10 protein-coding genes are annotated in these 10,511 nt (G+C 35.8%); 7 read left to right on the top strand and 3 right to left on the bottom strand.

From position 1 onward, the window contains the following. Positions 1-74: 74 nt before the first annotated feature. Together DW114_RS03810 and DW114_RS03805 are read right to left on the bottom strand one after the other, a co-directional pair. Positions 75-752, bottom strand: a complete 678-nt coding sequence (locus DW114_RS03810) for a suppressor of fused domain protein (RefSeq protein ID WP_117452466.1) — start codon at positions 750-752, stop codon at positions 75-77. Between the two features lie 10 nt (positions 753-762). Further along, complete coding sequence (locus DW114_RS03805; RefSeq protein WP_117452465.1) at positions 763-2,421, bottom strand: Rqc2 family fibronectin-binding protein; 1,659 nt, start codon at positions 2,419-2,421, stop codon at positions 763-765. Between the two features lie 114 nt (positions 2,422-2,535). On the opposite strand from DW114_RS03805, the gene gmk reads away from it, so the two are divergent. After that, positions 2,536-3,108, top strand: coding sequence for a guanylate kinase (gene gmk / locus DW114_RS03800; protein ID WP_117452464.1), 573 nt, complete (start codon positions 2,536-2,538; stop codon positions 3,106-3,108). An 86-nt stretch (positions 3,109-3,194) separates the two neighbouring features. Here the strand turns inward: gmk and gdhA are convergent, their stop codons facing one another. Next, positions 3,195-4,526, bottom strand: a complete 1,332-nt coding sequence (gene gdhA, locus DW114_RS03795; RefSeq protein WP_117452463.1) for an NADP-specific glutamate dehydrogenase — start codon at positions 4,524-4,526, stop codon at positions 3,195-3,197. 184 nt (positions 4,527-4,710) lie between these two features. Here gdhA and DW114_RS03790 point away from each other — a divergent pair, with 184 nt between their 5' ends. The 6 genes from DW114_RS03790 to DW114_RS03765 all read left to right on the top strand — a co-directional run bounded on the left by DW114_RS03790 (position 4,711) and on the right by DW114_RS03765 (position 10,507). Further along, complete coding sequence (locus tag DW114_RS03790) at positions 4,711-4,935, top strand: FeoA family protein (protein WP_117452462.1); 225 nt, start codon at positions 4,711-4,713, stop codon at positions 4,933-4,935. Beyond that, positions 4,932-7,043, top strand: coding sequence for a ferrous iron transport protein B (feoB, locus tag DW114_RS03785; protein WP_117452461.1), 2,112 nt, complete (start codon positions 4,932-4,934; stop codon positions 7,041-7,043). Before DW114_RS03790 ends, feoB begins: the two co-directional genes overlap by 4 nt. A 40-nt stretch (positions 7,044-7,083) precedes the next feature. Further along, complete coding sequence (locus DW114_RS03780; protein ID WP_117452460.1) at positions 7,084-7,554, top strand: LURP-one-related/scramblase family protein; 471 nt, start codon at positions 7,084-7,086, stop codon at positions 7,552-7,554. A 193-nt stretch (positions 7,555-7,747) separates the two neighbouring features. Then, positions 7,748-8,377, top strand: coding sequence for a cysteine hydrolase family protein (locus tag DW114_RS03775; protein WP_117452459.1), 630 nt, complete (start codon positions 7,748-7,750; stop codon positions 8,375-8,377). Positions 8,378-8,379: 2 nt separating this feature from the next. Further along, the gene (locus DW114_RS03770; protein ID WP_117452458.1) at positions 8,380-9,858 is read left to right on the top strand and encodes a nicotinate phosphoribosyltransferase; all 1,479 of its coding nucleotides are present in this window, start codon (positions 8,380-8,382) and stop codon (positions 9,856-9,858) included. Then, complete coding sequence (locus DW114_RS03765) at positions 9,851-10,507, top strand: hypothetical protein (protein ID WP_117452457.1); 657 nt, start codon at positions 9,851-9,853, stop codon at positions 10,505-10,507. Before DW114_RS03770 ends, DW114_RS03765 begins: the two co-directional genes overlap by 8 nt. Positions 10,508-10,511 lie beyond the last annotated feature (4 nt).

Here is a 10,511-nt window from a genome sequence, read left to right as displayed (position 1 = left end):
CTATATTCCTGATTTTTGTTTTTGTCAATACCCTTAACTTATTGGCATTGGTTCATTTCTTCTCTTTTTTTATATTATATAACACTTTCTCTTGTATAATCTGTCAGGGTATCTGGCAGTTTTTCTAATAGATCATGGACACGATAGGTATGATCTACGATTGCTTGAAGTTCTTGATCCTGCATACCAATCAGCTGTACAAATTGTACTTTGCCATTTGGGGTATCAATTTCGCCTGCTTCATCTAAGGTAGTGATAAAGCCTGTAATCTTACTTTCAGCTTTTACATCCATACCGGTTTTCTGCCCTGTATAGATATATTCTTCAGGTTGAAAGATATCACCATGTTGAAAGGTTTCTCTGGCTAATGCCTGAAGGATACCACAGATGCCTTTGATTTCAGCTTCATCATCAGATAAACCTGCTTTTTTTAGTTTTAAGGTCAACTCAAAGCCATAACCGCTATATTCTTTATTTTCAAATTCTTTTTCATACAGCTCACTAAAACCATAGGTTACAAAGTGATAATAATCACTTGCTTCATAAATACTGATACCTTGTAAAGGATCATTGCCGCCTAATCGCCATGGAATCAAAACACCATAGTGTCTGGGATCCTTCTGATCTGGATAAAGCTTTTCAAAAGCTTGTGTAATTGCATGCCATCCAGTTGCATCCAATTCTTCATCTTTTACTTCTTCAACAGCAGGTTGTATTTCTTTTTTCGCTTTTTTCTTAGAAAACAGTCCCATAAGCTCCTCCTTATTTCTGATGAACCATATGTTCATCAATCAGTTGTTGAATATAAGCAGCGTCTGGATCGATATAAATAGTTTTATAGGTACTTAAAGATACAAAGCTGCCTTTACTGCCAGGTATTTTTTTCAATTGTTTTACTAAACAGTAATTCACAGGAACACTGGATGAAAAACGTCCTTTGCTATACCATGCCGCAAGCATGGCAGCATCACGAATCAACTGTTCATCTGGATCAGGGGTTGTGATAATCACATGGGCACCATGTAAATCTTTGGCATGAAACCATGTATCATTCTTTCTTCCAAGCTTCCATGTAACATATTCATTTTGCAGGTTGTTTTTTCCCAGATACAATGTAACGTCTTCAAACTGAAATGTATCATAATGGGGCAGTTCCTGTTTCTTCTTTTTACGTATCCGGCTCTTATATGCTTTTACATAGCCTTGTTTTGCCAGTTCTTCACGAATTTCGATGGCATCTTGTATACCAGCTTGCTCCAGTTGTACTTCCATAGCTTCAAAGTAGCGGATTTCTTTTTCACACAGTTCGATCTGTTCATTTAAAATACTCTGTGCACGTTTAAATTTATGGTATTTTTGATAAAATTTATTTGCATTGGTTTTTAAATCAAAACGCATATCAATCGGAATTTTTACATCTTCACCGGTTTCAAAAGAGGGAAGTACAATCGTTTTTTCTTTTTGCAGCGTATGTTGATAGGCAAATAATAAATCACCGTATTCACGATATTTATCGCAATCCAGTGCTTCTTTTAGACTTTGCTTCAGTTTTGGAAGCTTAGATTCATTTTTTCTTAATTCTTTACGACACGCTTTGAATAAATCTCCGCTTTGTTGTTTGATCCGCACTTTTTCTTCTTTATGATAAAATAAAATATCCATACCTTTCATCAAAGGGTACACACGATAATGTGCTCCTAAATGAAGCAAAGGAATACAATGGAAAAACATATTGTCCTCAACATCACTGATATATAATTGATTTGATGATGCAATTTCCTGCATGACTTCATCAAATGATTGACCTTGTTTTATACGATATTGCATTTCTTTACTCAACAATGGAGAAAATCCGTGAAACTGTTTTGTGAAAGATTCTTCAAGATCAAATGCTTCATGATGAAAGGGATCTTGTTTCCCAACATGGGGTGCAGGTAATACATAAGCTGCCCCAGGATGAATGGTACGACTATTGTTTTCAAAAGGCGGAATACGCTTTAGCGCATCAATAATGCGCATGTCCTCATCGACTAATACCACATTGGCATATTTGCCCATGAGCTCTACATAAAAATGTTTTACATGGATATCGCCCATTTCATTTCTGGCTTCAATTTCCATATGCAGGATACGATCTAATCCAATTTGTTCCATAGAACGAATAATACCACCATCTATCTGTTTTCTTAACAGCATCACAAAATTACCCGGAACTTCCAGCGTTGTATAAGATTCCTTCGTGATATTGATACGGTTATATACACTATGTAAAGAAATCATCAGTTTTTGATTACCTTGTTGTGTACGAAGGGTAAAAAGTAATTCCGTATCACTAACTGCCTGAATCTTTAAAATCTTTGCAGGTAGACAGGTATTGATTTCATGATACAGCTGTCTTAATAATAAACCATCTAATGCCATTTTCTCACCTCAATGCTCCTATTATAACATAAAAATGAAAATCTTTATGAAACTTGTTTGACATTGATGGTTCCAGCTAGTAAAATGTTTATAAAGATGTTGAGAGGTGAGCGTATGAAGAAAGGATTGTTGATCATCATCAGTGGCCCAAGTGGTGTTGGAAAAGGTACTATTCGAAGCTACTTTATGAATGATGAATCACTGAAACTGGCTTATTCCATATCTATGACGACAAGAAGTCCTAGAGTTGGTGAAAAAGACGGTGTTGATTACATATTTACAACGAAAGAAGCGTTTGAGGAAGCTATCAAGAACGGGGAACTGCTGGAATGGGCAGAATTTGTAGGTAACTATTATGGTACGCCTATGGAGGAAGTTGAAAAACTTCGTAATGAAGGTAAAAATGTTTTACTGGAAATTGAAGTACAGGGTGCAACGCAGGTGCGTGAGAAATGTCCTGACGCATTAACGATCTTTATCATACCACCAAACATGGAAGAATTGGAAAAACGTATCCGTGGTAGAAGAAGTGAACCAGAAGAAATCGTACAGCAGCGTTTAGCAAAAGCCAGCAAAGAAATGAAGATGATGGATAATTACAAGTATATTGTATGTAATGATGATCCAAAACTGGCTGCTGATTTGATTAGTTCTATTATTAAACGCCATATGGAAACAGAAGAGTAAACGAAAGTTGGAGTAGTGATCTGCTCCTTTTTTTGTGAATGAACATAGAAAAAACCGATGAATTTCATCGGTTTTCTTTACGTGTATTATACAATACCCTGATCAATCATAGAATCTGCGACTTTGATGAATCCAGCAATGTTTGCCCCAGCCATATAGTTGTCTGGCATGCCATATTCTTCAGCAGTTTTAGAAACTGTATCAAAGATGTTTTCCATAATGCCTTTTAATTTTTCATCAACTTCTTCAAATGTCCAGCTTAAACGTGCTGAGTTCTGTGACATTTCAAGTCCTGAAGTTGCGACGCCACCTGCATTGCTTGCTTTACCTGGGGCATATAAAATCTTGTTTGCCTGTAAAACTTCAATGGCTTCTGGTGTTGTCGGCATATTGGCACCTTCACATACAGCGATGACACCATTTTTTACCAATGTTTCTGCGTCTTCTTTTTTCAATTCATTCTGTGTAGCACAAGGTAATGCGATATCGCATGGTACATTCCAAATGCTTTCTTTAGCGTGGAAAGTAGCACCTTCAACTTTTTCAGCATATTCATGAATTCTGCCACGTTTTACTTCTTTGATTTCTTTCATTACATCTAAGTTGATGCCGTTTTCATCTACAACATATCCACTAGAATCACTCATTGCGATAACTTTTGCGCCTAATGTCATAGCTTTTTCTGCGGCATAGATAGCAACATTGCCACTACCTGAAACAACCACGTTCTTACCTTCAAATGATAAGCCTTTGTTTTTTAACATCGCATTTGTGAAGTAACATAAGCCATAACCGGTAGCCTGTGTTCTTGCTAAAGAACCACCCCAGTTTAAACCTTTACCAGTTAATACACCAGTAAATTCATTACGGATACGTTTGTATTGTCCAAACATATAACCAATTTCACGTCCGCCAACACCGATATCTCCAGCAGGTACATCGGTATCTGGTCCGATATATTTACATAATTCAGTCATGAAACTCTGGCAGAAACGCATGACTTCTGCGTCACTTTTACCTTTTGGATCAAAGTCACTTCCACCTTTTCCACCGCCCATAGGCAGTCCAGTCAGACTGTTTTTAAAGATCTGTTCAAATCCTAAGAATTTGATAATACTGATGTTTACGCTTGGATGGAAACGAAGTCCACCTTTATAAGGTCCAATTGCGGAATTGAATTCCACACGGTATGCACGATTCACCTGTACCTTTCCAGAATCATCGACCCATGGAACACGGAAGATGATTTGTCGTTCTGGCTCAATAATTCGTTCAAATACACCTTTTTCTATATACTCTGGATGTTTTTCAACAACTTTCTCAAGAGAAAGCATTACTTCATCCACAGCTTGAATGAATTCTGCGTCATTTGGGTTGCGTTTACGAACTGCTTCTTTTACGAAATCTAATTTAGCCATACAATTTCCTCCTTTAGCCTGCCTATATTATAAACGCAAATTACAAAAATGAAAATAAAAAATTTAATTTTTTCATATTTTATGAAAATATATTCATTCATAATGAAAAATATAACCAGAATCTATCGTAATATTGCGACTTTTTTTATGTTTTCTACATTGTATATTATGTATGGTGATAAAGATGAATGCAAGTGAAATGAGGGAACAGCAGCTATGTGAAGTTATAAGAGTACATATGGAGGAAGCAGATACCAAACGATTATTTTATCTAGGTATTTATGAAGGTGCAATCATCAGGCTGATACAAAAAGCGCCCCTTCAAGATCCTTATCTGTTTTATGTACAGGGAACACATCTGATTTTAAGAAAGCAGGATGCACAAAGAATTGAGGTGAAATGTTTATGAAGGAATATACAATTGCTTTTGTAGGAAATCCCAATGTTGGAAAAAGTGCATGGATCAATGCATTAAGTGATGCAGATTTTAAAGTCGGCAACTGGCCTGGTGTAACAGTAGAGCGTAAAGAGGCAACCATCAAATACCATGGGAATCTATATCATCTGATTGATTTGCCTGGCTGTTACAGCTTGAATAAACAAGAAAATGAAGAACGTATTACCAGTGATTTTCTTCAAAAGGAACAGGTTGATCTGATTGTGAATGTTGTGGATGCTAGTAATCTTTCTCATAACCTGTATCTAACGCTGTTGTTAAGGGAACTACAGATTCCCATGCTGATCATTTTTAACTTTATGGATGTAGTAGAAAAGTGTGCCATACATATCGACCATACCAGAATTTCCAAGCGTTTACAGATACCGATTCTGTGTGTGAGCGCATTTCGTAAAAAAGATAAACAACTTGTTTGGGATGCCATTTGTACACAGATTCATCAGGATGGATTTTATTATCCATTATTATCTAATGAAGATGTAGAAATCTATGTGCATGTATATAACTATCTGGATGATCATTTACCATCCTATGTTACATGGAATGAGCAACATCGTCATGTATTTACCTTACAGGTTTTAAAACAGGAGGAAACAGCATGGAAACAGTTGGAGGGATGGCAAATAGATCTGGAAGCTATCAAAGCACTGTCACAGGGAATGAATAAAGAGCGTATAGAAAAAAGCCGGTATCATGTGATAGCTTCTTTAATGAATTATGTAGAAGAAGATGAACAAAAGCGATTTGCTTTTACACGGAAAATAGATCGTATCCTGCTGCATAAATATTTTGGTCTGCCACTTTTTTTTGTGATCTTTACGTTTCTTTTATTATTTGTTTTTCAATTCAGTGCACCATATAATGCACTCATAGACTTTTTGATAAATGATATCTTGAAAAAATATCTTGCCCACGCAATTCTATCGTTTCCTATCGCATTTCAACATCTTTTGCTGGATGGTATATTAGCAGGGGTAGGTGGTGTATTGACCTTTGTGCCTTTAATGGCAATTCTGTATATGGTGTTATCCATTTTGGAAGAAAGCGGCTATATGAGCAGAATTGCTTTTCTATTAGACCGTATGATGCATACCTTTCATCTAAGTGGAAAAAGTTTTGTGTCATTATTATTAGGCTTTGGCTGTAATGTACCAGCCATTTATGCGACAAGAACTTTGGATAATGAACATCAAAAACGTTTAACCGCTGTCTTAGTACCCTTTATGTCCTGTGGTGCCAGACTTCCAGTCTATGTATTATTTGCATCTGCTTTCTTTCCACATAAAGCTTCTTTGATGATATTGAGTGTATATGGCATTGGCATCCTGATTGCCTTGATTCTGGCCTTTCTTTTAAGTAAACAGGAAGCATTTAAAGAGGATGGACTATTCGTTTTAGAGCTGCCAAACTATCATATGCCTAATTTTCATGTGGTATTTCATAAGGTCAAAGAAGAAGTGAAAAACTATGTAAAAAAAGCCTTTGGTATCGTCTTATGGGCAATGGTAATTTTATGGGGAATCAGTTATTTTCCAACTGGTAATTTATCTGAAAGCTATATGGCAACATTTGCGAAAACGGCCGCTCCCATTTTTGAACCGGCAGGATTTGGAAATCGTTGGGAATGTGTGGCATCGTTACCAGGAGGAATCATCGCCAAAGAAACCATCGTTGGCTATTTTGGAACAGTGTTAGAAGGAGATAAAGACGCAAAACCAGCGCCAATTGATTTAGAAAAAGATATACAATCCATCAAAGAGGAAACCCTGCATGCTATCAAAAGCAGTATTCACGATACGTTCTTTCCAAATGTAAAATTAAAATCTCAAGATCAGGGTGCTGTGATCGCTGTAAAAAACCTATGGCAGGATAAATACGCAAATTTAAGAGCTTTTTGTTTTATGGTATATGTATTACTATCTATTCCATGCATTATGACTTTACAAGCGCTCTATCATGAATATGGTAAAAAAATGTTGGCATTATCCATTGCGATGATGATCATCATTCCTTATGGCGTAGCAGTATTTTTATTTCAGTTCTTTTCATTTCTTTTATAATGTGATATCGTAAAAAAGTAATAAGAAATGAGGGAAGCATATGAAACTATTATTTAAACAAAGAATATTTAGCTGGTTTGACAGTTATGATATCTATAATGAAAATGGAGAAACGCTGTTTCAGGTAGAAGGAAAACTGTCCTGGGGACATAAATTATTGATCTATGATCAGATGCATTTACAGATTGGAGAAGTAAAAGAAGAAGTATTGACACTTTTACCAAAATTCATCCTATATGATCATGGTATAGAGATTGGAAAGATTGAAAAAGAATTTACATTCTTTCGTCCAAAATTTCATCTGACATGTAACGATTGGCGTGTAGAAGGTGATTTTATGGAATGGGATTATACCGTCTTAAATGATACACGTATTATTATGCAGGCTTCAAAAGAACTGTTTCACTTCAGCGATACTTACGTTTTGGATATTGAAAGAGATGAGGATGCCTTACTATGTTTGATGATCGTACTGGCAATTGATGCAGCGAAATGTTCAAGAGGTGATTAAGATAGATGGCAAACAGTTGTTAGAACGAATAGAAAATGGTGTGCTGCCTTATATATGAATGGATTTACCTGAAGAATGTGGTTATATATCTATCTATAAAGCATGAGTAACGAGAAATCGTTACTTTTTGTTTAAAATCAAATAAAAAAAGTCTATAATAAAGAAGTATAAAAATTTTTAAAGGAGATTTTCTATGGCAAGAGTTAGCGAAATGTTTATGCAGCAATTATCTGACATGCATGTTATGGATATCAAAGATCCAATCGTATTCGTTGTGGATATGATCAATGGCTTTATCCATGAAGGCGCATTGGCAGATGAGGCAATCAATGAAATCACGCAGAATATCATAGAGGTATTAGAAGCACTGGATACCCGTAATATCTTTATCGCAGATGCACATCCACCAAAAACAAGAGAGTTTCTATCATTTCCATCTCATTGTGTGATTGGCACAAGGGAAAGTGAAGTAGTCGAAGAACTACAGCCATATATTCATGAACTATTTCATAAAAACAGTACCAATACATTTACCTGTATGGATTTTCAATCTTTTATTGAAGAAAAACGTTTGGATGCTTATCAGGATATCATCATAATGGGATGTTGCAGTGATATTTGTATCTTACAGTTTGCGCTTTGTTTAAATGCGTGGTTCAATGAGCATAATATGGTTGATCATCGTATCATCATTCCAGTGAATACCATAGATACATATCATATAGAAGGCATCCATGATGCATATAGCTGTAACGAATTTGCAATCGCAAATATGAAAGCCAATGGAATCCTTATGGTGAAAAGTTTAAGAGAGGGGAAATAAACATGAATAGTTTAGATTATAAATTTGATTTTCGTGATGAACGCAACTTAAGTCTTGTCATGGACTTTTATGAACTCACAATGAGTCAGTGTTATTTTAATTCTGATCATCGTGATCGTATAGTAACGTTTGATTTATTTTATCGTAAAAATCCAGATGAAGGCGGTTATGCGGTATTTGCGGGATTGGAAGAAGTGATTGGATATATTCAGAATCTTCATTTTGAAGATGAGGACATTGCTTATCTTCGTTCATTACATAAGTTCAGTGAACCGTTTTTAAATTATCTGCGTCACTTTATTTTTACAGGAGATATTTATGCAATCAAAGAAGGGACACCTGTATTTCCATATGAACCTTTGATTCGTGTAAAAGCGAAAATCATAGATGCACAATTGATTGAAACAGCAATGCTATTATGTATCAATCATCAGACTTTGATTGCCACAAAGGCTAGAAGAATCGTAAAAGCCGCAAAAGGCAGGGCTATCATGGAATTTGGTGCTCGCCGTGCGCATAATTTTGACTCCGCAAACTATGGGGCACGTGCTGCTTATATTGGAGGTGTTGCAGGGACTGCGACAACCTATGCCGGTCAAAAGTTTGGTATGCCGGTACTTGGTACTATGGCACATTCTTTTGTCCAGTCTTTTGACAGTGAATATGAAGCTTTTTTAGCGTATGCGAAAACCTATCCAGACAGCTGTACTGTGCTTTTAGATACCTATGATACATTAAACAGTGGATTGATCAATGCGATACGTGTCGCAAAAGATTATTTAGAACCTAATGGCTATCGTATGCAGGGAGTACGAATTGATAGTGGTGATATGGCTTATTTATCAAAGAAAATTCGTAAAGCTTTGGATGAGGCAGGAATGCAGGACTGTAATATTGTCGTATCCAATTCTTTAGATGAATACCTGATTAAATCATTGATCGATCAGGGAGCACAGATCAACAGCATGGGTGTTGGGGAAAATTTAGTATGTAGTAAATCAGCACCAGTATTTGGTGGGGTTTATAAAATGAGCTCCGTGTATGAAAATGGAGAAATGATTCCTAAAATCAAGGTAAGTGAAAATGTAGAAAAGGTGACCAATCCAGGCTTTAAAGACTTATATCGTATTTATGATAAAGAAAGTGGCAAAGCGATTGGTGATTTGATGACGCTTCATGGAGAAGTGATAGATCCCAAAAAAGACTTAACGATCTATCATCAGATGAACAGCTGGAAGAATAAGACTATTCCAGGAGGCAACTATATTGTGAAAGATTTATTAGAACCAATTTTTGTAGAAGGACAATTGGTATATGATGTCCCAAAACTTGAAGAAATCCGTGCATATAGTGAACAAGAATTTCAATGTATGTGGGATGAAATCTTACGTTTTGAATATCCGCAGACTTATTATGTGGACTTAAGCAAAAAGCTGCTGGATTTAAAATTGAAAATGTTGGAGGATGTAAAACATGGATAAAAAAGAGACTTTCTTAAAGCGGGTCTTCCATATTTGTGTATTGATTTATGCCATTACACTGGTATTTAGTTTTTATAGAGGCATTACAAATGAGGATTGGAATGCTGTTGGAATGAGCTTTGTGGCTATTTTAACCCCATTGATCGTACCTGTAGCATTTAAAATATTTCATTTTCAACCAGTATATGAAATCTATATCGTATCTACGATATTTACCTACTTTGCGTCTTTGATTGGCAGTGGATTCCACTGGTATTCTTATACCGGATTTGATAAAGTACTGCATTTTTCAAGTGGATGGTTCATTACGACCCTGGCAGTCATTTTGTATTTCTTTTTGAAAAAAAGCAACAAATTCAAAGATCAAACAGATTATCATGTATTTCTGGTATTTATTAATGCTGTCAATATCGCAGTTGGTGAAATCTGGGAATTTTATGAATATGCCATGCTGGTATTCTTTAATAATGATTGTATTAATCATTATTCACAAGGGGTACATGATACGATTACAGATGTGATGTGCGCAACTCTTGCGGGTATCTTATTAACCTTGTTGATTATCCGTTATCACAAAACTGGCAAAGGCAATTTCTTTACCAACGTATATGAAAAATTCTATGAAAGAAATATAGCACCCCATAAATAAAATA

This window comes from Absiella sp. AM09-50 (assembly GCF_003433845.1).
GTDB lineage: Bacteria > Bacillota_I > Bacilli_A > Erysipelotrichales > Erysipelotrichaceae > Hoskinsella > Hoskinsella hominis.
The sequence above is the reverse complement of the archived record's forward strand: the minus strand, read 5'-3'. Positions and strand labels throughout refer to the sequence as shown.

Bases quoted from the DNA above. Each gene is read 5' to 3' on its own strand.
- DW114_RS03810 (WP_117452466.1), bottom strand. From the start codon at position 752: ATGGGACTGTTTTCTAAGAAAAAAGCGAAAAAAGAAATACAACCTGCT.
- DW114_RS03805 (WP_117452465.1), bottom strand. From the start codon at position 2,421: ATGGCATTAGATGGTTTATTATTAAGACAGCTGTATCATGAAATCAAT.
- gmk (WP_117452464.1), top strand. From the start codon at position 2,536: ATGAAGAAAGGATTGTTGATCATCATCAGTGGCCCAAGTGGTGTTGGA.
- gdhA (WP_117452463.1), bottom strand. From the start codon at position 4,526: ATGGCTAAATTAGATTTCGTAAAAGAAGCAGTTCGTAAACGCAACCCA.
- DW114_RS03790 (WP_117452462.1), top strand. From the start codon at position 4,711: ATGAATGCAAGTGAAATGAGGGAACAGCAGCTATGTGAAGTTATAAGA.
- feoB (WP_117452461.1), top strand. From the start codon at position 4,932: ATGAAGGAATATACAATTGCTTTTGTAGGAAATCCCAATGTTGGAAAA.
- DW114_RS03780 (WP_117452460.1), top strand. From the start codon at position 7,084: ATGAAACTATTATTTAAACAAAGAATATTTAGCTGGTTTGACAGTTAT.
- DW114_RS03775 (WP_117452459.1), top strand. From the start codon at position 7,748: ATGGCAAGAGTTAGCGAAATGTTTATGCAGCAATTATCTGACATGCAT.
- DW114_RS03770 (WP_117452458.1), top strand. From the start codon at position 8,380: ATGAATAGTTTAGATTATAAATTTGATTTTCGTGATGAACGCAACTTA.
- DW114_RS03765 (WP_117452457.1), top strand. From the start codon at position 9,851: ATGGATAAAAAAGAGACTTTCTTAAAGCGGGTCTTCCATATTTGTGTA.